20 protein-coding genes and 1 pseudogene are annotated in these 21,441 nt (G+C 60.1%); 5 read left to right on the plus strand and 16 right to left on the minus strand.

What is annotated here, in order from left to right; all coding sequences use genetic code 11:
- Positions 1–139: 139 nt before the first annotated feature.
- The 5 genes from OOZ63_RS20860 to OOZ63_RS20880 all read right to left on the minus strand — a co-directional run bounded on the left by OOZ63_RS20860 (position 140) and on the right by OOZ63_RS20880 (position 5,932).
- Entirely contained in the window at positions 140–2,008 is a 1,869-nt protein-coding gene (locus tag OOZ63_RS20860) for a phosphoenolpyruvate carboxykinase (GTP) (RefSeq protein WP_266007541.1), read from the minus strand.
- An 801-nt stretch (positions 2,009–2,809) separates the two neighbouring features.
- Positions 2,810–4,273, minus strand: coding sequence for a hypothetical protein (locus OOZ63_RS20865; protein ID WP_266007542.1), 1,464 nt, complete (start codon positions 4,271–4,273; stop codon positions 2,810–2,812).
- Positions 4,270–4,749 carry a hypothetical protein gene (locus OOZ63_RS20870; protein ID WP_266007543.1) on the minus strand — a complete coding sequence of 160 codons (480 nt, stop codon included), beginning with the start codon at positions 4,747–4,749 and terminating at the stop codon, positions 4,270–4,272. Before OOZ63_RS20870 ends, OOZ63_RS20865 begins: the two co-directional genes overlap by 4 nt.
- Positions 4,746–5,228, minus strand: coding sequence for a hypothetical protein (locus tag OOZ63_RS20875; RefSeq protein ID WP_266007544.1), 483 nt, complete (start codon positions 5,226–5,228; stop codon positions 4,746–4,748). The genes OOZ63_RS20870 and OOZ63_RS20875 overlap by 4 nt, the downstream gene beginning before the upstream one ends.
- Complete coding sequence (locus tag OOZ63_RS20880; protein WP_266007545.1) at positions 5,225–5,932, minus strand: hypothetical protein; 708 nt, start codon at positions 5,930–5,932, stop codon at positions 5,225–5,227. Before OOZ63_RS20880 ends, OOZ63_RS20875 begins: the two co-directional genes overlap by 4 nt.
- Positions 5,933–6,391: 459 nt before the next feature.
- Here OOZ63_RS20880 and OOZ63_RS20885 point away from each other — a divergent pair, with 459 nt between their 5' ends.
- Both OOZ63_RS20885 and OOZ63_RS20890 read left to right on the plus strand, forming a co-directional pair.
- Entirely contained in the window at positions 6,392–6,754 is a 363-nt protein-coding gene (locus tag OOZ63_RS20885) for a helix-turn-helix domain-containing protein (RefSeq protein WP_266007546.1), read from the plus strand.
- Positions 6,751–7,374 (plus strand): ImmA/IrrE family metallo-endopeptidase, encoded by a 624-nt coding sequence (locus OOZ63_RS20890; protein WP_266007547.1) that lies wholly within the window; start codon positions 6,751–6,753, stop codon positions 7,372–7,374. Before OOZ63_RS20885 ends, OOZ63_RS20890 begins: the two co-directional genes overlap by 4 nt.
- A gap of 405 nt (positions 7,375–7,779) precedes the next feature.
- On the opposite strand, the gene OOZ63_RS20895 is transcribed toward OOZ63_RS20890, so the two are convergent.
- From OOZ63_RS20895 to OOZ63_RS20915, 5 genes are all read right to left on the minus strand, one after another.
- The gene (locus OOZ63_RS20895; RefSeq protein WP_266007548.1) at positions 7,780–8,811 is read right to left on the minus strand and encodes a serine/threonine-protein kinase; all 1,032 of its coding nucleotides are present in this window, start codon (positions 8,809–8,811) and stop codon (positions 7,780–7,782) included.
- Complete coding sequence (locus tag OOZ63_RS20900) at positions 8,811–9,287, minus strand: hypothetical protein (protein WP_266007549.1); 477 nt, start codon at positions 9,285–9,287, stop codon at positions 8,811–8,813. The genes OOZ63_RS20895 and OOZ63_RS20900 overlap by 1 nt, the downstream gene beginning before the upstream one ends.
- Before the next feature lie 113 nt (positions 9,288–9,400).
- Complete coding sequence (locus OOZ63_RS20905) at positions 9,401–9,796, minus strand: hypothetical protein (RefSeq protein ID WP_266007551.1); 396 nt, start codon at positions 9,794–9,796, stop codon at positions 9,401–9,403.
- 503 nt (positions 9,797–10,299) lie between these two features.
- The gene (locus tag OOZ63_RS20910) at positions 10,300–10,512 is read right to left on the minus strand and encodes a hypothetical protein (protein WP_266007552.1); all 213 of its coding nucleotides are present in this window, start codon (positions 10,510–10,512) and stop codon (positions 10,300–10,302) included.
- The gene (locus OOZ63_RS20915) at positions 10,475–12,148 is read right to left on the minus strand and encodes an anti-phage dCTP deaminase (RefSeq protein ID WP_266007553.1); all 1,674 of its coding nucleotides are present in this window, start codon (positions 12,146–12,148) and stop codon (positions 10,475–10,477) included. The genes OOZ63_RS20910 and OOZ63_RS20915 overlap by 38 nt, the downstream gene beginning before the upstream one ends.
- A gap of 1,313 nt (positions 12,149–13,461) precedes the next feature.
- On the opposite strand from OOZ63_RS20915, the pseudogene OOZ63_RS20920 reads away from it, so the two are divergent.
- The 3 genes and pseudogenes from OOZ63_RS20920 to OOZ63_RS20930 form a co-directional block, all read left to right on the plus strand.
- Positions 13,462–13,761, plus strand: a pseudogene (locus OOZ63_RS20920) (ATP-binding protein); the annotation flags it as partial.
- 103 nt (positions 13,762–13,864) lie between these two features.
- Complete coding sequence (locus tag OOZ63_RS20925; protein ID WP_266007554.1) at positions 13,865–14,833, plus strand: hypothetical protein; 969 nt, start codon at positions 13,865–13,867, stop codon at positions 14,831–14,833.
- Between the two features lie 321 nt (positions 14,834–15,154).
- The gene (locus OOZ63_RS20930) at positions 15,155–15,355 is read left to right on the plus strand and encodes a hypothetical protein (protein ID WP_266007555.1); all 201 of its coding nucleotides are present in this window, start codon (positions 15,155–15,157) and stop codon (positions 15,353–15,355) included.
- Positions 15,356–15,487: 132 nt separating this feature from the next.
- On the opposite strand, the gene OOZ63_RS20935 is transcribed toward OOZ63_RS20930, so the two are convergent.
- The 6 genes from OOZ63_RS20935 to OOZ63_RS20960 all read right to left on the minus strand — a co-directional run bounded on the left by OOZ63_RS20935 (position 15,488) and on the right by OOZ63_RS20960 (position 21,373).
- Positions 15,488–15,823 carry a hypothetical protein gene (locus OOZ63_RS20935; RefSeq protein ID WP_266007556.1) on the minus strand — a complete coding sequence of 112 codons (336 nt, stop codon included), beginning with the start codon at positions 15,821–15,823 and terminating at the stop codon, positions 15,488–15,490.
- Positions 15,824–15,871: 48 nt separating this feature from the next.
- Positions 15,872–16,717, minus strand: coding sequence for a TniQ family protein (locus OOZ63_RS20940; protein ID WP_266007557.1), 846 nt, complete (start codon positions 16,715–16,717; stop codon positions 15,872–15,874).
- 88 nt (positions 16,718–16,805) lie between these two features.
- Positions 16,806–17,762 carry a TniQ family protein gene (locus OOZ63_RS20945; RefSeq protein WP_266007558.1) on the minus strand — a complete coding sequence of 319 codons (957 nt, stop codon included), beginning with the start codon at positions 17,760–17,762 and terminating at the stop codon, positions 16,806–16,808.
- The gene (locus tag OOZ63_RS20950; RefSeq protein WP_266007560.1) at positions 17,763–18,698 is read right to left on the minus strand and encodes an AAA family ATPase; all 936 of its coding nucleotides are present in this window, start codon (positions 18,696–18,698) and stop codon (positions 17,763–17,765) included. It lies immediately after the preceding gene.
- On the minus strand, positions 18,691–20,700 hold the full coding sequence (locus tag OOZ63_RS20955) for a transposase family protein (protein WP_266007561.1): 2,010 nt from the start codon (positions 20,698–20,700) through the stop codon (positions 18,691–18,693). Before OOZ63_RS20955 ends, OOZ63_RS20950 begins: the two co-directional genes overlap by 8 nt.
- The gene (locus OOZ63_RS20960) at positions 20,636–21,373 is read right to left on the minus strand and encodes a TnsA endonuclease N-terminal domain-containing protein (RefSeq protein ID WP_266007562.1); all 738 of its coding nucleotides are present in this window, start codon (positions 21,371–21,373) and stop codon (positions 20,636–20,638) included. Before OOZ63_RS20960 ends, OOZ63_RS20955 begins: the two co-directional genes overlap by 65 nt.
- Positions 21,374–21,441 lie beyond the last annotated feature (68 nt).

Raw genomic sequence — 21,441 nt, forward strand, 5'->3', positions numbered from 1 at the left:
CTTGGTTCGACCGCCTCGGATTACCTCGCCTCTCATGACCTCAAGCTCTCGAACCGCCCGGTGCGGACCCGCATGCCCGGTGGTGTGGGAGGGGTGGAGTCGATAATGACTCCCCCCTATCCCGATTGAAAGTCAGTGCTTACTCGGCGGCCAGGCGCTGCTCGATCTTCGCCTTGGTGGCCGGCAACTCGGCCGGCAGATGGTAGGCCAGCTGCTCGAACAGCTGCGCGTGCAGGCCCAGCTCGGTCTGCCATGCAGCCTTGTCGATACTGGTGACCTGGTCGAACTGGGCCGGGCTGAAGTCCAGGCCTTCCCAGTTCAGGTCCCGGTAGCTCGGCGTGATGCCGAACACATGCTCTTCGCCGTGTCCTTGGCCTTCGACGCGCTCCAGCATCCACTTCAGCACGCGCATGTTCTCGCCATAGCCGGGCCAGACGAACTTGCCGTCAGCGCCCTTGCGGAACCAGTTGACGCAGTAGATCTTGGGCAAGGTAGCGCCGCTGGCCTGCAATTTCTTGCCTAGATCCAGCCAGTGCTGGAAGTAGTCGGCCATGTTGTAGCCCATGAAGGGCAGCATCGCGAAGGGATCGCGGCGAACAACGCCTTGCTGGCCGGCGGCAGCGGCAGTGGTCTCGGAGCCCATGGTCGCGGCCATGTAGACACCCTCGATCCAGTCGCGCGCCTCGGTCACCAGCGGCACGGTGGTGGAGCGGCGGCCGCCGAAGATGAAGGCGTCGATCACCACGCCCTCGGGGTTGTCCCACTCGGGGTCCAGTGCCGGGTTGTTGGTGGCGGCCACGGTAAATCGGGCGTTCGGGTGGGCGGCCTTGGCGCCGGTTTCCTTGGCGATGGCCGGGGTCCAGTCCTGGCCCTGCCAGTCGATCAGGTGTGCCGGCGGCGTTTGGCTCATGCCTTCCCACCAGACATCGCCCTCATCGGTCAGCGCCACATTGGTGAAGATCACGTCGCGCTTCAAGCTGGCCATGCAGTTGAAGTTGGTCAGCTCGTTGGTGCCCGGGGCGACGCCGAAATAGCCGGCCTCGGGATTGATCGCACGCAGCTTGCCGTCGGCACCGGGCTTGATCCAGGCGATGTCGTCGCCGATGGTCGTGACCTTCCAGCCGGCGAAAGCCTTGGGTGCGATCAGCATCGCAAAATTGGTCTTGCCGCAGGCGCTGGGGAAGGCGGCGGCGACATGGAACTTCTTGCCGTCCGGCTTGGTGACGCCCAGTATCAGCATGTGCTCGGCGAGCCAGCCCTGGTCACGTCCCATCGTCGAGGCGATGCGCAGTGCGAAGCACTTCTTGCCCAATAGCGCGTTGCCGCCGTAGCCCGAGCCGTAAGACCAGATCTCGCGCGTCTCGGGGTAGTGAACGATGTACTTGGTCTTGTTGCAAGGCCAGGACACATCCGTCTGGCCGGCCGCCAGTGGCGCGCCGACCGTGTGCACGCAGGGCACGAACTCCCCGTTGTCGCCCAGCACATCCAGCACCTTGCGACCCATGCGGGTCATGATGCGCATATTCACCGCCACATAGGGGCTGTCGGACAGCTCGACACCGATATGCGCGATCGGCGAGCCCAGCGGGCCCATGCTGAAAGGAACGACATAGAGGGTCCGACCGCGCATCGCGCCCTTGAACAGGGCAGCGTCGCCGGTCTGCAGCAACGCACGCATCTCGGCCGGCGCCATCCAGTTATTGGTCGGGCCGGCGTCGGCCTTATCCGGCGAGCAGATATAGGTGCGGTCTTCGACGCGCGCCACATCGCTGGGATCGGAGCAGGCCAGGAAGCTATTGGGGCGCAGCTCGGGGTTGAGTTTCTTGAAGGTACCGGCCTCAACCAGCTGCTGGCACAGGCGCTCGTACTCGGCCTGGCTGCCGTCGCACCAATAGACGTCGCGCGCTTCGGTCAGCGCGGCGATCTCTGCCACCCAGGCAATCAGGCGCTGGTGCTTCACATAGGCGGGTACGTTCAAGCGCAGCCCTTCCATCAGAGGTTGGTTCATGTCGATCCCAATCAATTAAAAAGCAGAATTGGGACAGGCTCGATCTCATGGTGACGCGTCGGGCCTGACCCAATGCCGCTTCCCGCCGGGGCGGTGATACGGGCGCTCGGCAAGCCGAGGTGGCCATTGTCATCCCAATGTAACCACGCCGTAACCGCCATGCTTCAGGGGGTCATGCAAAACCCGTATGACCTGATGCGCGCTTTGTTGGGGTTTGCCAGGGCTCTGCTTACCCTTGTTTCAGTCGTTGACAAGTTGGTGTCGAAAACCGTTCATGTCTGAACTTCGTTCGTTCATCTCTGAACTTTTTGGATGGCGCCCTGGCGGACTCGCCGAGGGGAAGCGGGAGAGAAGGGTGCCGGTTTGCGCTGAGTTTGGAATTCCGTGCGCTTAACTTGGAACTCCGTCGGAGCTGCCCGCGCCTTGGGTGCAGGGGGCGGTCAGAAGGCCGCCAGAGGCCCTTGGATCGCCTGACGGCCGGAGGGAGTGGGAAGGGGCCCGCGAGTGCGAGGCCTCGGCAGCGTCTGGGGCCCCTGGCACGATGTGGCGATCCGCTTGTGGCGTGGGGTGGTGGCGCGGCCGACCAGCTGGCCGGCCGCCCCCCCTAAGAAGCCCTCAACCTCAACTGCTGAGGCCTGGCTGCCGCAGTGCCCAAAAGTTCCAAGTTGAGCGACTCAGAAGGCCGATAGTTCCAAGTTGGGCGACGCGCAGGTTCAATACTGGATGGCTCAGCTTGCGGCAAGACCCTGATCCACCGGCGAAACCGGGTGGCGCGCTTTGCGCGAAGCGACATCGGCCTTGTCAGCCGGTATGGGCAACAATCTCGGCTGCCACGCACCTCACGCACCGGCTGTGCCTGCCCTCGACTTTCATCATCGCCGGCGACGCCTTCTTGAAAACGTGTTGGTTCCAGCATTCGCTCGTCTGGCGGCCCACCTGAACGTCGCGAAGGAGCATGACGAAGCCGGCCACCCCGGAGAGCAGCGACGAGAAAGCAAAGGGCACATCGACGGCCTTCTTTGCCTCGGTCAAAGGCACCTTGCCGGTCGCGCAGAGCACAGGGAGGACAGAGCGCAGGGGCTCGCCGATGATGCGCTCAGCCGGCACGCCCTTGGCTTGCGCCACCTTCTCAGCTTCGGCCGAGGTGAGCCCGCGCGCAGAATCAAGCAGCTCGCGGACGATATCTGGCAACAAGCCGGTTTGCTTGTGAAACAGCGTGACCTCGTCGAGCGGCGCTTCTACAGGTTCTGGATAGGCACAGACCAGGCAACCGCGCCCGTCGCCGGGTACGTATTGACCCGCGCCGATGTAGTGCTCGCTCGTCCACATGTTGAGCGTGCGCACTGCGTCTTTCAATCCCGCCTGACGCCTCGACTCTTCGGAGTCCAGCCCCGCGACGATCCGAAAAAACGGCCGGTCGTAACCGCGCTCCGCACAGTAGACGTTCATGCCGAGGTTGTGGGGCTGTGTCGCCAGAGCAGGATGCGCTGCGTTCAGGCGGGCCGCAACCGCGTCGACCTTCGACGTGCCGACGTTTTCCTGCTTCATGAACGCGTACCGTTGCCCGTTGCCATCGCCGTAGTTGTCACCGTCGACAAGGTGCAGCGCGCCCGAAATCGGCTCTGGCCAGTTCTCGATCATCCATGCCATCGAGTGCGTGACCGCGCCAACGCCGAACACATGCGTGTCCTGTAGTTCGAACGGGCAGAGCTCGAGTTCGGGTGCATGAAAGAGGTCCCTCACGTCCGCGCTCCAGTTTCCGAGTGGCTGCAGGCGCGCCCCGTCCAGCGCGGTCGCGAAGCAGGTCGCAAAGACCTGCGCCGCGGCCAGGCCAGCGGAAAAGGCGGGGCCGACAGGGTTCAAGCTGCCGCCGCACGTGGCGCCTTCGCCGAAGCGAACGTGCCACCCATCGGCGCCAACCTGGATGCAGGGTGACTTGCCCTCGGGCCCAGGTCCGCCGACGCTGACGACGATGTCGTACGGCGGTGCCCAGTCGACATTCAAGCCGTCCACTGGCGCCCGGCCGGCCAAGGCAGCATCTTGTCCGACGACAAGCAGACCGCAAGCAATTTCGCCGGAGAAGTCGATGTTCGGCCACAGCCTGGCCAATGCATCAACCAGCACCTTGGCCAGCAGGACCGCGCTCGCGGGTGTGTTGTCCGACGGCGTCACCACGGCGATCCGCGTACTGGACAACTTCGACACGAGAGCATCGTCACCAAAAAGCGCAAGCAGCGCCTGGCGATTCTTTTCAGCGGCACTCATACGACCACCAGCCTTTCGCGCGCTTCGGCCGGCGACCACAATCGCCAGTCGTCTTCCTCGCGTTCGTAGACATTGGCATGGGCGCCCAACTGCAATCCGAAGCGGCAGTAGTGCGGAACGATGATGCTCAAGGCGCCGACATGGCGTACTACTTCCCACGCGCGATCCAGCCTGGACATGCGCACGTCCGCGCTCGGATGCGTGTGGAGCTGGATCACGCTTCGACGGCCGGCCTTGAAGTTGTCGAGCTGGATGCGCTGCAGCTCACTGCCTTCGATATGCACCCAGACGCCATCCTCTGTCACCCCCGGGGTCTGTCCGGGAATGATGCAACCGTCGACTGCCATCTCATCGATGAGGTCAGTCTTGACCTTCTCGGCCGACCAGATTGCGAACACCTCGTGCTCGCCACTGCGCAATGCGACCTCCGTTTGGGCAATCACCCCGCGGTCGATCTTCCATTTTTGGATCTTCATGCCAGTGAAACCCCCGTTTTGTTCAGCTCGCGCTGGAGCTGCAGGATCAGTTGAAGGACGGCGTACCTCGGCACAGCGCGAATGCTGGGCCAAGGCAAATCCTGATGGCTTTGGTGGTCGTGGTACTCCCGCCAGCCGGCGAAGCAGAACCAAGGCGCCGGTGTCGTTCCGTCCTGCTTGTTCGCGTGAAAGCCGTTGTTCACCGGTACTGCCTGGTGGCCCGGCAACAAACGTGCGCCCGAAGAATCGATCCACCACCCGCCCACCGGCCGGTACGGAAAGTCCGTACCGTCGACGCGAAGTCGGATGGCCCGCCCTTGGGCGGGCCAATCCAGATCCACGTCGAGGAATGGGAACGAGTACGAGACGAGGCGAACCCCGAACAACGTGAATCGTTCCCGTCCGGTGAGCAGCGGCTGGATCGCCTTGCCGAAGCTGGCGGACGCCAGCTTCGGGTTGACGATGGCCGCCGCGCTCAACCGCCGCCGCCGTTCTTCTTGGTGATGGACAAGACGTGGCCGTCGCGCACGCCCGCGGCCTTCAGCGTCAAGTTGACGTCGAGTGCGGCGGTGCCGAGGTTGCCGTCCACCATGTCGAACTCGGCCGCGTTGGGGCGGTCGCGGGGCGGCAGGCTGCGGCGGATGGCCTGCAGCACCGTCATGGAGGCGGGGAAGCGGCGCGCCTTGTCCTCGCCGTCGAGGATGACCGTGACCTCGTAGAGGCGATCCTCCTCTTCGCGCGGCACCGAGATGAAGTGGTCCGCGGGTTGGACCACGACACGGTCGGTCGGCAGCAGCAGCTCGTCGGCGAGGCCATCGAGGTCGATCCAGATGTCCTGGCCGCCGCCGCCGGCCCAGATCACCAGTTCAGCAACGGACGCTTTGCCGTGGCGACCGCCGCCGTAGGTCGACAACGGCTGTTCGTTGAGCGTCGCCGCGACCGCCTTGCGCATCAGCGGGTTGTCGGGCAGTTGGGGGCTACCGTCGCCCACGCTGAAGCGCTCGCCGCCACGTACAACGATGACGTCATTCGGGCTGATCGCGATGTCAACGTCGCCGTCCACCTCGAGCACCAGTTGCTCGGGCGCCGTCACGTTGCCCAGGTTGATGAGTTCCTGGCCGCGCTTGGCGCCAGGGGGAGTTGCCAGCTTCTTGCCAGCGATATCGATATGAACAGTGTTCAACGGAATCTCCGTATCAAGTAAGGAACCCATGCGGCCGGAATCACTCCGGCCGGACTACGGCCTTTACTTGGACGGGTTGACGCCTGAACGGCGCTCGTTGACACTCTTGGTCGCCAAACCGGATGAGTTGTTAAGTCAACGAGTCCACTCAGGGGGTCTTGCCGTCCAGGTAAGACCCCTTGTTTCATTCCAGCTGCTTCATTTCATCTCCTCCGCGCCTACAAGGCGCATTTTTTTGACCATCCCGGCATGCCTTCACGTGCCGATCCCAGTTTGCTGTTGAAAAGCAGGGTCATGGTAGCACATATCAACCAATATGAGAGAAATTGGTGTGCCAAAATGCCTTTCTTGTGAATTTGGCTGACATTCAAACTCTAGGTTTAGCTGGATGTCAAGGTTGTTGACATTTCTGTCAAGTTGGGCTAGACTCCGATTAACAGCACCGGGGGAATAGACAAAGTGATTGACGAGAGACGCCTCTATCAACTCCTTGGCGAGCGCATAAAGAAGCTGCGCGAGGGGAGCGAGACGCCTGATGGCAAGATGACTCAAGCGGATCTGGCAGCCATGGTCGACTTGGAGCGAACCTCCATCACCAACATAGAGAAGGGGGCTCAGAAGCTCAGCCTTCATGTGCTGTACAAGATTTGCGAAGTGTTCGATGCCAATGTCCTTGACATCCTTCCCCGTCCTTCAGAAGTCGAGCAAGAGCGCGCTCTTCCAGAGATGACCTCGCTTGAATTTGCGGGGAAGACCTACACCGCACCGCAGAAGACTTTGCAGAAAATTGCCGCCATCCTAGAAATGGGTGAACCGCGATGAGTCAACTCTCTGCAGCAGAAATCGAGCGCAAGGCTCAACAGGTTCTCCGTAATGCCGGCGCGCTGACGATTCCAGTGGACCTGGACAGGGTCTTAGAGAGCCTCAATGTTCGCGTCCATGAAGAAGACATGGACGACGAGACCGCTGGCGTTCTCATCGTTAAGGACGCGCAACGTCACGTGCTCGTTAACAAAGAACACCCAAAGAATAGAAAGCGGTTCACCATCGCCCATGAGCTGGGTCATCTCGTCCTTCACGACGACGAGGCCAATGGGGATTCTTCTGGTCAGCGCATGTTCATCGATCGTCAGATCCGTGTTTACCAGCGCGTTGGCGAAGCAAGTTCCGCCGTCTATAACCAAGAAGGCTCACTGACGTCAGTGCAGCAGGAGAGAGAGGCGAATTCGTTTGCGGCTTGCCTCTTAATGCCGGCTCCTCACGTCATGACCGCAGGTCTCGAACGTGACCTCTTCGATGAGATCTCGGTCGCGTCGCTTGCCCGGAACTTTGAAGTGAGCGAGCAAGCGATGTCCATTCGTTTGCAGCAGCTTCAGGTGTTGGCAGTGGTTGGTCTGCCGGCGGAGGCGACTGCTTCGACACCGCCGCCAGCTGCGGTTTAAGTCAATCCGTGCGTCGAGCTTCATAGCTCGTGCCCCGGTCCAGCGTTCGACTCGTTTGGCTTCTTGGGCGTTCAGGCAACACCCGGAACGTTGCAAAGGTTCGAGTCCGGCCATACACTGTATAAATAGACAGCTTTCAAGTCCTTGATGAGCTGTGATGACATGCAGCGGGAGAACGTCATGAGCAAAGGGTCGAGGAACCTGGCCGTTCTGCGTCCCCAGTGCCGCTTTTGCCAGCGGTACTGGACGCCCGAGGACGGCGTCGTGGCGAGTTCGACGTATTGCTCGTTTTGTTCGGATGAGCGCCGTGTCGTTGCAGCGGGCCATCTGGACCTCAAGCTCATCACGGCGGCGGACGTCGTCGGGCCGTACTTGCTGCCTCGACTGCTTAGGCCGGCGTAGCTGCTACGCCTCGAGGAATGCTTCGAGTTCGCGCATAAGCTGTGCCTTCGGAATAGAGGTGGCGGAGCCGCCGAGCGTCATGTTGCGCCCAGGCCTACCGACCGGTTCGCTCCAAGCCTTCCACTCATGCTTCCTGGCTGAGTGCTCGGTCCACTCGACGAGCCTGCGTCGGTCGCCGAGCCTTTGCTCCCACATAACTTTTCCGGGCGCGACGGTCGTCGACCAAGCCGGAGTTGGCAGCACGGAGAGAGCATTGAGAACCTGAGACGCAGACTGGTATCGGAGGTCTGAGTCGTCATTGAGCATCTTCCGGATCACTCTGCGCCATGCCTTGGGGACATGGGGAAGCCACCGAAGCGTGTCGCTGAAGCTACCGTGCTTAATCAAATCTTTGGGCGGCGGTGAGAGTTCGTACCAGGCCTTTCCGTGCAAGAGGCGGTACAGAGTCATCCCGAGCGCCCAGATGTCGGTCTTCCGACTGGTCGGGCCACCGTGCCAAACCTCATAAGCGATGTGATCGAAGTATCCCGCCTGGGATCCATATCCCAAGATCAGGTCGTCGGTCACAAGGCCAAAGTCGCCGAGCTGAGAAACACCTGAGGCCGTCAACAAGATGTTGCCCGGCTTGATGTCACGATGAAGCATCTCTCGAGCGTGCAGCGCTTCGAGTCCTAGGGCCACTTCTGCTCCGACCTTACGAACCTGGAGCAAGGGCATGGGCCCGGCGTCGAACGCGCCTTGGAGCGAGCCACCTGGGCAGTACGCCATGCACAAGCGGACGCTACTGCCATCTGGCAGTTCGTGGATGCTATGGACCTGCACCACATTCTCGTGTCGAGCCTTCGATAGGTGCTGAGCCTCTGCAAGCAGGCCGGCTCGCCGGGCCAGCCAATCGCTGTCGCTTTCGCCCACGCTGCGCGAAATGACCTTGACGGCAACCTCCCCGTGGACGCTGTCTAGGCCAAGAAAGACGTCTCCGAAGTGACCACTTCCAAGCTTCGAGCCGAGCTTGAGTTGGGGGATCACAGTTCCCATCAAGAGCCCCTCGTTGCGAGGACCAGCATCGCCGCTTCACGACTAGTCTTCTTCAGCTTCTCGCCGGTGGCCTGCGCGCTCCAGAAGGCATCGTCCTTCAGGTATTCGTCGACCTTGCGCTCCCCGTAAGTACGGCAGATCAGCGCCTTTTGTAAGCACGTTACCCGAGTGGCCGAAGCTGCTGCGGCGATAACGACACCTCGGACCTCCGCGCTTTCCAATACTGCCAGCTTGACGGAGCCGCCCTGAGGAACGGCGCTGGCCTTGACGATGACTAAGTCGGCTGAGTGTTGCTTAAAGAAGTTCGCGCACCGCTGATGCAAAAGGGCCAACGCAGGGCCGCGGTCGCCTGTCTGAAGCGTCCAACTGGAATCTGAAAGGATGCTGATCGGCAAGCTCGGATCGGCCGGCACCTCCGCTAGAACGACCGTTACGACACCGCCTACGACGGCGATTCCCGCCCGAAGTTTCGTCATTGTTAGCCTCCCTTGCGCGCCAGATTCTTCCCGGCCTTTTGTTCAATCTAGTCTATCGCAGCGCTTGCCTGACAGCGTACGGCTCTGAGGCCGTTGCCAACGCCTGCCGGGGGTCAAGCCCTTGGGCGAGCAGTTGCGCCACGCACTCGCTGCTCAACCAGGTCTTCCTGTCCTGGATCTTTGCGCCGCGATACACCTTCGTCCCCCTGCCGAACACGAATCGAGCGGGAGGCGCCGTCCGGATTGGTGCCACGCAACTGTTGAGCCGAACTGTGGGCAGCAAGCCGCCAGACTTCGGCCTGCGGCGAAAGACGGCTAAGGTTGTGATGCTGCTGGGCTCGGCTTGGATGCTGAGTCCTTAACAGCGCGCTGGATGCGAGCGCATCCAGCAGCTCAATGCTGAAGCTCTGGGGGCACACTGGCGTCACGATATCCTCGATGGGACGCCCGATTTTCCAGGCGTTGCGCACATATTTAGTGGGCATTGAGAAGCTGCCGAGTTCGACCACGCCAGTCGAGTCGATCGACCCAACCCTGAAATTGCTGGGCGGCAATGGCGTGGACGCCGCTGTGCTAGCGGCCGATGCGGGCAAACCTGCCGATGAGGACGAAGAAGCCGGTGGTGAACCTACCTGCGCCGCTGAGGCCGTCGGCGTTGACGCAGCTGCAGAAGCACTTGTGCCGGACGTCGGAGGGTTTGCCAGCAGGCGATTTGTAGGGCGGGGTCGAGGCTCGGCTAAATGGTCACGTTGTAGAGCATGCACGCCTTCGGCCCCCCTTTCGTTTCCAGCAGCCTAGAGTCGGACTACGACAGCAGCGTGGTGATGCTGTCGTCGGGCGCACTAGGAAAGTCGCTTTCGGGCCGTGAGAGTAGCGACCACAGAGCACGCTACGCGGCATTGGTGCTTCGGCAGTGCTGGGCATCGAATGCCCATTGATGTGCGAGGCGCCACCGGAATACAAAGTGCCAGCAATACTGGCTCATTTGTGCACTCTCCGGGGAGCTACGTAGTCAGGCTTTTTGAAGGCTGCTGAAGTAGTTCACAGACATCTGCTTATAGACGGCCATGTCCTTGTCGGACGCAGCCTGCTCCAACACTACTTCTGAACCGCCTTTGCTGTTACCAGTGACGCCAAGAGTGCTTGCTGGGTCAACCCGACTATTGAGATCCATGAGCAGCCGCAACTCAAGCTGCTGTGTTGTCTTGTCCTGGGGCTTTGTCATCGTTGATCTCACTCGGAAGAAGACTGTGGAGCTGAAGGTCCTTGGTCTCGATTTCTGCGACTACGACCTCTTCGAGCCGAGGAATAGCCTTGAGGCTGACCTGAGTCAGGGGAGTCGCCTGTATCCGACCTTTTAATGCTAACACTCCGGCCTGCTTGCGAGAGCCGCCTTCGAACATCTCGATGAAGCGCCGTGGCGCAATACCGTCGTACTGTCGTACCTGGACTTTGCCCTGCGCATCGGTCGATTCGGTGAGAGCGTCCTCGTGGAGCCGTGTTGCAAGACTCTTGCGGTACGGCTCGATGTAATGAACCTCCGCAATGCCTGCGGCGACAAGATGTCTGGCGCAGGAATGGCAGGGATAGGTGGTCACGTAGATGCTGCCCCCCACTACTCGGTCGCCCGCGACTCTACTTGCACCCAGGATCGCATGCATCTCAGCATGCACGGCGCGAGAAAACTCAATCAGATCCTTGACCCGGGTGTCAGCAAGAATGGCCTTGATCGCCGTCTCCTTGGACTCAGAAGACAAGACGCCACCGCTTATCAGGCTCTCGACGACTTTGTCAGCTATTGCACTTTTTTCCTCATCATTTCGGCACTTTCTTCCGGTCTGCGCGAAGCAGCGTTGGTCTTCCGCTTGAGCTTGCTGAACGATTCTTGCGGCGATCGGTTTCATGCCGTACAGGCCGCCGCCGCTTTGCGGTACATCGTTCCATCCCACGGCTAGCAATTCGCCCGTCGAGCTTGTCACCGCGGCACCTACTTGGCGAGACATGCAAGCTGAATTTCTTGCGGCAGAGGCGGCCGCGTACATAGCACTCTCTTCAGCAGAGGGCGTGACAACTGCAGTTCTAAAAATCAGATCGAAAAAACGGCGAATGCGCTCGTTTAGCTGCCCAACCGCTCTTGGCTCTGACGGACCAACCACTGCATGGTCAACTCGAAGGAAGAAGTCGCATCGCGGGAACGTATCCCGAACAGACTGACCATGAGCAAATTCCTCTCCTGAGTCGGTATCAATCAACAGGCCTATTTCATCTTTTGAGAGCTTGCCCGGACGCTCCAAGTTGATCTTGCGAAGCTCAAGAGGGGAAAAGACTCCTACTGCAAATAGTGCGTCTCCATAAATCAAACGCAGCAGATCTAGCTCGGCCTTGTTTTTTATCGAGTCAATGACGTGGCAAATGCGTTGGTTGCGAATCTTCTGGTCGTTCGGCTTGGCGCCCTCGGCTGCCACGTCCTCAAAGGCACCATAGCTCTTCTTTCGGTCTGCGCCGATCTTGGCGATCGCAAGCTTTGCCAGCACGTCGCTGCCATACTGGTCACGGAGTTGATCGCCAATCTCAATGAGCGCCTTGATCTCCCGAAATTTTGAAGAGGTATCAATGGTCTTGCTCACCTTCTTTGCATTCAGACGAATCAGATTGCTCAGGCGAACAGTCTCAGTCTTGTAGTTGAATTCACGCAAGGTGTTCTCAATCTGAGTCGCTGTCTCGTGGAGTGGCGAGCCGATCGGACCGCAAAGCGCAATTACCAACTCGGGGGTCAGGCTTTCAACGGCTTCCCCGGTGGCATTGACCGACATCGATTGTTTGCTTGGCGCCGGAGGCGCCTCAGCGGCCAGTGCAGACATGGATCCTCCTGAACTGCGCTTCGAAGATTGTCACCGTAGGAAGGCGACAAGCCGCGGCGCTTATGTCGCGTGATTATTCGCGCTTGTGCCTCTAGTGCGCCTTGGGGTTGAACCTAGGGGGCGGACCCAATTCACATGAATCGATCGGCAACGCAGACCGACTGGACCGGTCTTGGCGGAGGCGATCAATCAAGCCCAGCAGATTCAGCAATTGAACTTAGCTGTTCCAATATCTCGGCCTGCTGCTGACTCATGTACTTCGCGACTGTCTTGCTCTCGATCAGCATTGCCAGAAGGACGCGCATGAGTACCAGATTAGGACGTCCCGCCTCTGAGACCGCTCAACAATGCGGTACTGGCTCTGGACGTTAGCCATATCCTCTCCATGCGTGCAATCTGCTCGGCGGAACGTTGGATTTGTCGCATAAAGAAAAAGGCGCTCCCATTCGGGAGCGCCTTTTATAGGTGAGGAGTTACACCGTTCGCCACAAGGCCCGCTGTTACTGCTGCGAAAACACTGAACAACGACTTGAGAATTGCGAAGTTGACTGCTGGATATGAAAAAATAACCATATTGGTACCTCCGATAATGAAATTGATGACTGTTTGAAAAAATGTCGGCTCAATGCAAAAAACAGTGAGGCCAACACAGGTCAAGAACAAAATCGCGGACCTAAGCAGCGACGGGTTCGAACCGCCCACACCTCCGAAGACTTAACTATCGATAGTTTATCATGGACTAACCCGCGGGTCCATAGTTCGCAGGTAATTTGCCGCCAGTGAGTCGAAACTAGAGGGGCGTCGAGATCTCAATAGGAAGTGTGTCGAAATATATTATTTACTATACAAGCGACCGTCTGTATAGTAACTACGTCCACGAGACGCATGAAGTTAATAAGTGCAATCTCGGATAGTGCTTTGATACACACTTGATTTTGCCGATCGCGACCAGCCAACCTTCATTTATCAATCTTTGGTAGCCGCCAAGAGGACGCGGTCTGGACTGCCCCTAGTCATTTGGACACCCCTGTCCTCACGCTGCGACGAGCGCAAACGCCATTCGGCAGGCGACCTGCTGCGACGAGCTGCAATGCTCAGGTCTCCAAAGCCGGGATTCCGAAGTGCCGGTCCACCAGCCCAAAGAACGCGTAGAACACGGCGGTCGCGTCATCAACTTGCCGCACGAAATCCTCGAGGCTCATGTAAACACTTACGTCCCCACGGTTTGGCGACATGTCCCAGTCGAGTTTCACAAAGGCAAGGATAGGCAATCGAGATGAACTGCCATCAGATGGCTCCGCCCACCTGCCCGGCACGGAGACGGCAGCTTCGGCCGTCGCTTGGCCCAGTTGGCCCGACTGGACCTGCTTGTCTTCGACGATCTCGCGATCGCTCCCACCGCTGCCCAGGAGCGTCAAGACCTGTTCGAGTTGCTGGACGACCGGGTGGGCAGCCGCAGCACACTCATCACCAGCCAGATGCCCAGCAGCGCCTGGCATCAATGGCTGGGTGAGCCCACCATCGCCGACGCCATCATGGACCGGCTGATGCACGGTTCACACGCGATCGCGCTCAAGGGCGAGTCACTGCGCCGGGGCGCTTCCCTGGCCTGACCCATGGGCCAGTTCCACGCTGATCGCGGACACCGTTCCAAACCGATGGCGGACAGTTGGCTTACCATCTGGCCGTCACTCAGGCACCCCACCGAGGGCGTCCGTGATCGCCCGGAACACTGTCCGCGATCAGCCTGGAATGGGTGTCCGCGATCAGTGGAATACGCACATTGCTATGCACATTGGATTCGAAGAGAACACCGGCCACGTGTACGAAGGCGCAGGTCGTCCGGAGTACGCGGTCGTGCCGCCACCGCTGCTGACGCAGGCCAAGCTCATCGAGAGCGAGGAGGATGCGGCCAACCTACCGCGGGGCATTTCGATGGACGCGCTGCGGTGGCTGTTTCGAGAGGATTCATTTGACCCGGTGACGAGGGTCCGACGTGGGCGGCTGTACCAGCCGTTCCCGGCTGGTCAGCCGGATGAATGCCTCACTCGTGGCCATCCAAGCATGCAATTCGCGAACCATCGTCAGGGCGAGTCGATGACAAAGCGGCTGCACCACCACTGGCCGTGCCAGGAGCTGCTGGGCAAACCGAGGGGTGGCCAAGGAATGACGCTTGCGCTCGGTCGGGACCGTGCATGGTCGATGTGGCGAATCGTTCAGGTAGAACAGGTGGTTGGTGACGATGTGCTCGTGACGCTAAAAGCGCTCTCGTCCTTCGGGGTACTGCCTGAGGCTCGGCTGGACTCTCTTCTTGAGGAGCACCGGCAGCCGGTGCAGCGAGCTCTCGAGCGCGTTCTCGACTCGGCATTCCGCGAGACTGCCATCTCAGTCATTGACCAATGTAGAAATGCGTTGGTGGTGCTCCTGGGCCGGTGGTTGGCAAGTCAGTCCTTGGACTCGAAGGTCGTCGAACTCGACCTTGGGAAATTGGTTCGACGCATTCGTGAAGCACCGTATGAGCTGAATGCTGCGGCCGGTGTGGCGGAGGCTGTTGCGAAGCTGCATCCGCGAGGGAAAGCCAACGAGCAGGAGACGCGTGGACTACGTCTCGCCCAAGAAGAGGATGCCGAGCTCTCAGTGCATGCCGTGGGCTTCGTGATGCGAGAACTCAGGCTTGCGCAGTAGCCGACCCGACTGAGGGCCTCGATATTTCCGTTCTACATTCCGGAACAGCTGCAGTGAGTTCGAGAACACGGGGGCTAGAGCCCGCTGATCGTCTCGGCCAGCGCGTTGTCGTAGCTGTCCCCCTTGCTGCCCACGGACGGTTCGACGCCTGCTTCCGCCAAGCGTTCGGTGTCCGCTGTTCGGTTGACGTGGCGAGAAGTGAGCAAGAGATCGGTCGCCAAACCGGACAATCAATAGCGTCAAGCTCGTGCCTACCAGCTGATTCATTGCATACACTCTGAACGAGCTGTGGCAAGCCTTACGCGCAGCGCGGAGGAAGCTATGGGCGTATTGAAAGAGTCCCTGGAAGAAAGTTTGTCAGGCTTCTTCGCGCCCGTGACGGCGGCAATAGCGGCGGTCAAGCACTCCTTCATGTCTGATCACGGCCGAACCGGCACGAATCAAGTGCCGAACATGGTCAGGCCAATGCCCGCGGCCAAGGCGCAAATCTCGACCGAGACGAAAGGCAAACCCAAGCGGTAACGCTTGGCGGCTCATTGACGGGGAAATGCTGCTGCACGGGACGCCGGCGCGATGGGTCGTTAGGCACACCAGCAGCCATGTCTGGTCCGGCCTCGCCCCCAAGTATCCGCGCAGCGGTCCCTCGCCGCGGCTTCATCGTGTACTCATGTCTAGGAATGACGCCAGGCGCGGAACGTCAATCCATCCATGTCTCAGCCATCGCTCATAGTCCGAGACCGTCAGACGAGGGCCGAGCAAACTTTCCGCAATTCCATACAGGCTGCCAGATACTTCAATGGACACCCGATCCACCACGAGCGAGTGAAGCAGTAGCGCTGCAAAGCCGAGATCCAGCTGCCGCCCAGAGCTTTGAGCAATCTGTTGCCAAAGCGTTGGATTCGGATGTGCCATGTGCTCGGCGAGGAAAGAGAACAGGGCCTCCTCCCGATCCCTTGGTGATCCTGCAAGAGGGAACGGATCGCTGTTCATGGCTCGATGGTAGTGCCGGATATGAGTTTGACCTGGGTTCGGTCCCTGTCATTCGGATGTCGATGATGGAAGCGACATTGGCATAGCAACGGGAAATGGGAAACGCTGCTGGTGATCCCGCCACACGCCGAGTCTGCGACGGGCCTCGTTCACGCAAATCATTTTTATCCGCGAGAACCGTGATGTGCCGTGGGTGCCGACTACCCCTGTCGCCCAGTCCAAATCCGTGCAGCTATGTCCGGTCCGAGCAAGGTTCCCGATCAAGCCTTGGACCGCGACCAGGATTTGCACATCCTCATCCAGAAGGCCGACCTGTTTGGCTTGGCGCAGCGTGACGGGCGGCAGATTCATAAGCGAAGCACCGCAGCTCCGGCAATGCGCGAGGCTGATGTGACGGCCGCCCGCGCCTTGCTTGCTAAACAGGCCGACAGGGAGGCGCGCAGGGATGCTGCAGTTTGGGCATGCATCCTCCAGGAGGCAATCATGCGCCGGACAATACCGCCACTCGTCGAAGCGCCAATGGACCGGGAAGTACAGCGTCGTGGCGTCATGCAGGCACGGAGCGCAGAAGCGTGAAAAAGGAAGGGTTCGAGTCCCTGCCCGTTCGTAAAGCGGCCGGAGAACCGAACTCGACCCGGCGCGACGGGCAAAACCCGCCATGTGGACCGCCGCGCGTAAACCGGCAAGCGCCGGTAGCGATGCCAAATGCTGGCCAAACCAATCTACGAATTCCAAGTCGAGATCCCCGCCGGAGAAGTACCTGACCCCCAGGAAACGCAAGAACTCGGTAATGCCGACACCTTGGTGTAGCGCGGCTCGACTCAGCCACGAAGTGGGCGATTCATCGGGCATCGCCGCCGGCACGTTCGTTAGCTGATGGAGCTTGATCAGCATAGAGCTCCCCCCGTTTCGTTCTCGCCCTTTAGTTTCTGCACCGTCGTCACAGCCGGGGAAGTCCTGGCTGGCCAGCTTGCTCCCTCAATCACAAGCTGTCCTCAAACAGCTCTTGTTGCTGAGGACATCGAGGCACCGCGTTGCGCCACCGGCGCCCCAACTTCAACCGTCGTACCTCCCGTGCGGCGACCGCGCGATCCCAGGCTGTGACGCCGGCCTCTGCTTGCTCGGCCAGCGCAGAAGGCGTGCCCGCCTTGGTCGGGAGCAGCACCCCCCTTGCTGGGGCCTGCAAGGCAGCGAGCCCGTCGCGCAGTAGGCCGGCCATCTGCGCACTGCTGAGCCATGTCTTTCCGCCCAGCATCTGCTCGCCGCAGAAAGCCTTGCCGCCACCTGCAAAGGAGTAGATCAAACGGAATGCGCCATCCGGACTCAGGCCCCGCACCTGTGGCGCAATGCGCTCAAGATCAGTGGGTTGGGGTGCACTGCAATCCGTCAGTAGCTGCATGGACAGCCACGCAACCCAAGCTTGCAGGGCCGGATCGATAGCGGCCGTTTCTCCGGTCGCAGCCGCGATGAATCCGCCGCAGTTGCACACCTCAAGCGATGGTCGACGAGGGCTAATAGCTCTTCCGCAGGACCAACACATGTCTTGCAGAAGAACCTTGTGGATGTGGCATGCAGGGTAGGCCATCAGATCCCACTCCAGCCGGGCGATGCCTTGTTCGCGCAGACATACCGGGCAGACTTGTTGATGGAGATCGCGCAACAGCCAAGCGCTTCTCCAACGCCGACCGAACAAATCAACCTCTCGCCACCGATCGCGGGTGTGAGGTGCAGGGAGTCGGTTGTGGAACCAAGCCACCGGTACTCCTGTGAGCTCGGCAAACAGTTCGGCGTCGGAGGCCAGCGGGCGCATGCTGCGTGCCGTGCGGCAATATGCCATGGCCTCTTTGACGTGGGCACCATTCAGGCTTAACACCCGAAGCATGTACCCGGATGCGGACTCCGGCTGCCGCGGAGGCGCTGATATCGGTAGAGGCGACATCTACACCCCCCACGGGTTGGGTGTCTCGATGAGCCCACCCAGTGCAACGGGAAAGGCGCTGCGCAGATCATCGGTGCACAGATCACTGCGGTGGGCGTCCGCTGCAACGAGGATGGCTTCCACCACGATCATCTTCAGCGCTCGCAGATTGCCCCGTGTCGCCCTATGGAGCAGCACGATCTGCCGGGATTCTGTGAGGAACTTCAAGCAATGCTGCTGGCTGTGTGCGGCAAGGCCATGCACAACCCCAGCCCAATCGTTATCGAGCGCAAAATTCCCCAGCATGGCCTTGCTTGCGCAGCGGCTGTGCAGGTACTTGTCCCGCTCCGGAAGCTGCTCCAGGCCAGGCCCCCCGGTCAACACCAAACCGATCTGCGCATCCATGATCTCCCGCAGGTACTCAGTGATCTCGTTGCCCTCCTCGCTGCCGGCCGGCCAGGCGGAGGTGCGAATACACAAGTTGTGTGCTTCATCCACAAGCAAAAGGTGGGTGCGTTTTTGCTTGAGTGCGTCGATGGACATGTCTCGCTTCAAGCCCACGCTCTGATTGCTGACTTTCGGGAATGGATAGCGCAGCGCTCTCAGGATCGATTCCACCGTGTGTCGCAGGGTCGGGCGATGGCGCAGCCGGATTCTGATCGCGCCACATCCACGATCGAACAGCTCGCTGCCCGGTACAGAATCGGCGTAGTACCGAAGCAGGGTGGTCTTCCCGGAGCCCGGCGGACCGATCAAGCGAAGACCGGCTGGTATGGTGAGCGCCTTGCCCAGTTGGAACACACGATCGGCAGATGCCAGAGCTGACTGGAAGGCGCCGTGAATGACGATGGCCTTGTCAATCTCCGTGCCGCGACGTATCGCCTCAATGCTGTAGGTCTTCTGGCGGCGCTCGGCGACCCGGCGATCAAGCTCATCGGTGTCGATGTCGTCAAACATGGCGGCCACCTACGAAAGACAAGGTATCGAAGGCCGGGATCTGAAACGCTGGCACCTCCATTTCGTTGATGGCAACGAGCTTTGGCGCCGATGGCGCCATTGACCTGGCTTCAGCCGACTGCGATCTCAGGACATCGACCGACGTCAGCCCGCTCATGGCGCGCAGCTGCGACTGCTTCAGCCGCTTGCCGTGCACTGCTTGTGAATTCCATAGGTCCATCAACTCCAGCTTGGCTGCCGCGAGCTTCTCCGGGATCTTTCGCCTGGCCAGGTCGCCCGTGAGCCGTGCCCTGATCGCCTTGTGTTGGACTAAGGAAAGGCCCGCTGTGTACTCCGGTTGACAGCTGGGAACTCTCAACCAGCCCTTGGTCCGGGGATCCTGCACGTGGACGTAGCTCAGATCCTGGGGATTGAACTTAACCGTCGTCTTGAATGACTGCGCCGTGGCGCGGCGCAACTCGGCGAGTTCGACCGAGCTGTAGCGGATGTAGTCAGACACAACGCCCTCTTGGTTAACAGCCAGCGACTTGCTTGCCGCGACGATGATGTCGAGTTCTTCGGTACTGGTCGGCAGTGCCGGCGGTAGCAGTCTTTCCATCCCCTCGCCAAACCGGTCGAATGCCAGGCCGAGGTTGCGCCGGTTGATCTCGAACGGGTGAACATCGACGAACGCTTTGAGCAGGCCGCTACAAATCGCGCTGAAAGTGATGACGGCGGTCTTGTCCGGATTGAGCGGCAGGTAGTTGCTTTTGGGCTTCTCAACGCGGCCCGGATGAGGCAGGTATTGGAGATAGGTTCCTAGCGCTCGCTCAACGAAAGGCTTCAACCATGGCTGGCGAACGGCGCAAAACAGCAGATCTGTGTTCAGGTGCTGCGCTACCGAATGAAACTGCGGCGAATGGAACTCCAGTCCGTTGTCGACGACGAACATCATCGGGATGCCATAGGCCAGCCACGGGTTTGACAGCCCTTGCCCAGCTGTCAGATCGCCTTTCGGCGAGATTGCGACCTTGAGCGCTGAAAGCGTCGTCGACAGGCCAGTTCCCCAGAAACTGATGAAGAAGCCGCAGACATACCCGCTGTGCGAGTCAACAACGATCGTGATCGTCGGGCGGCCCAGTGGCATACCGTTGATATCGTTGATGACCACCACATCCACGATGGTGTGGTCGATCTCGTAGCGCTGCATGACGCGATCGGCCGCGATGCCTTTGAGTGCATACCGCCATTTGTTCTGCGCATAGGAGAGGTTGAATCGAGCTGCATCACGCTCGTATGGCGAGGTTTCCTGGGTGAGGCGTCGTAGCGTCGAGGTGCTGATGTGCGCTTCGTCCTCAGAGATCTGATTGGCGGCAGCCAAACGCTCAAGCTTGCGATCGACCAGCAGCTTCGTCATTTCTAGCGTCGGCCGAGACCGCTGGAAATAATGCGTTCTTAAAAGCTCGCGCCCAGCTTCGACGACAGCCGGGTGCAGACGACGACGGGGCCGCCGGGTGACTACTCGGTTCAATAGGGCGGCGACATTGCCGCCGCTGACTTCCCATCGCCGCAGCCACTCCATCACGGTTGAGGCTGACGGGGCTGCATGGTCCAACACCTCAGCGCTGTTTTGCATGGGCATCTTGCCCTGCAGATCGCGGATTGCCTTCTCAATTTGACAGCGCTGTCCGCGCGTCAGCCCTTGCCGGCTGACGTAGGTGATGTAGGCGTGACGGCGCGAAATTTCGGCGCGGTGCTTCGGCGGAATGTCGTCGAGCGTCGTGACTAGGCGGACCGGCCCGTTCCCCTGCGCAGCCAATGGGGGCGCTTCGGCTGCGACCACGACCAACCGCTTCGCCAGCACCTCACGCTGCAGGTGAGCCAAGGTCATCGTCCTTGTCATGCCGGTCACCTGATCGACAAAGACTAGGCTTTTCTCCTTGTCATTGACTTCTCGTTCAAATCGCCACGTTCTGTCCCCATGGCGGACTACCAAGCCAATCGCTACAACGTACGTGCTCATCCTCGTGCTCCATTGATGTGAGCCTGTTCGAGGGGGAAATATCCAGCTGCGGCCCAGCCGTCAAGAGCCGGCGACCCACTGCGTGACCGATCACGTGGTGGCTGAAACCTTGCGCAAGCGCGTCTGCAATCAAGAGATCCTGACGCGAGCGCACGAGGTTCAACAGCCCGGCCAATTCATCGGCCGGTGCTGAGCGCCTGGCTTGGTCTCGAAGGCACTCTGCCCGCCCGACGCGTTCGTCGGTCAGCCATGCGTCCGTACAGACGTAATACTCGATGCCAGCGTTAGTCAACTGCGCTGAGCAGCAATCAAATTTGCGCCGGTGCTCGTCCAACAAAGCCTCTGGCTTTACTTCCACGACGATATGCGTCCCATCCCTTAGCCTTACTTGGAAGTCCGGGATGTGGCGGCGCTCCGTGTCGTCAACCATATAGGTCAACGTCATCGGCTGATGTCGGATCTGCTCCGCCATTGGCATCAACAGCAGTATTTCGATGCAGCTCTTCTCCAGGAAGGACTCGTGATGAATCGGGTCGCTCTGGAACCAAGATGCATGTACGGCACCAACTGATCGATGTGGCGATGTCGTAATGACTTGGCGTGCTGGTTTCATATCCCCGAACAGACAAAAGAAATCCACCCCGACGGGAGTCAGGGACTTGACGACAGGCACGGGGAGGACGAAACTAGCGATTCCACACGGTTGTTTCGACAGCCACGCGCCGGCCCTTCGAAAGATTG

Source organism: Paucibacter sp. PLA-PC-4, from assembly GCF_026241155.1.
Lineage (GTDB): Bacteria > Pseudomonadota > Gammaproteobacteria > Burkholderiales > Burkholderiaceae_C > Roseateles_E.

Bases quoted from the DNA above. Each gene is read 5' to 3' on its own strand.
- OOZ63_RS20935 (WP_266007556.1), bottom strand. From the start codon at position 15,823: ATGAACAGCGATCCGTTCCCTCTTGCAGGATCACCAAGGGATCGGGAG.
- OOZ63_RS20860 (WP_266007541.1), bottom strand. From the start codon at position 2,008: ATGAACCAACCTCTGATGGAAGGGCTGCGCTTGAACGTACCCGCCTAT.
- OOZ63_RS20930 (WP_266007555.1), top strand. From the start codon at position 15,155: ATGGGCGTATTGAAAGAGTCCCTGGAAGAAAGTTTGTCAGGCTTCTTC.
- OOZ63_RS20895 (WP_266007548.1), bottom strand. From the start codon at position 8,811: ATGGGAACTGTGATCCCCCAACTCAAGCTCGGCTCGAAGCTTGGAAGT.
- OOZ63_RS20890 (WP_266007547.1), top strand. From the start codon at position 6,751: ATGAGTCAACTCTCTGCAGCAGAAATCGAGCGCAAGGCTCAACAGGTT.
- OOZ63_RS20915 (WP_266007553.1), bottom strand. From the start codon at position 12,148: ATGTCTGCACTGGCCGCTGAGGCGCCTCCGGCGCCAAGCAAACAATCG.
- OOZ63_RS20955 (WP_266007561.1), bottom strand. From the start codon at position 20,700: ATGAGCACGTACGTTGTAGCGATTGGCTTGGTAGTCCGCCATGGGGAC.
- OOZ63_RS20900 (WP_266007549.1), bottom strand. From the start codon at position 9,287: ATGACGAAACTTCGGGCGGGAATCGCCGTCGTAGGCGGTGTCGTAACG.
- OOZ63_RS20950 (WP_266007560.1), bottom strand. From the start codon at position 18,698: ATGTTTGACGACATCGACACCGATGAGCTTGATCGCCGGGTCGCCGAG.
- OOZ63_RS20940 (WP_266007557.1), bottom strand. From the start codon at position 16,717: ATGCTGATCAAGCTCCATCAGCTAACGAACGTGCCGGCGGCGATGCCC.
- OOZ63_RS20865 (WP_266007542.1), bottom strand. From the start codon at position 4,273: ATGAGTGCCGCTGAAAAGAATCGCCAGGCGCTGCTTGCGCTTTTTGGT.
- OOZ63_RS20945 (WP_266007558.1), bottom strand. From the start codon at position 17,762: ATGTCGCCTCTACCGATATCAGCGCCTCCGCGGCAGCCGGAGTCCGCA.
- OOZ63_RS20870 (WP_266007543.1), bottom strand. From the start codon at position 4,749: ATGAAGATCCAAAAATGGAAGATCGACCGCGGGGTGATTGCCCAAACG.
- OOZ63_RS20910 (WP_266007552.1), bottom strand. From the start codon at position 10,512: ATGACAAAGCCCCAGGACAAGACAACACAGCAGCTTGAGTTGCGGCTG.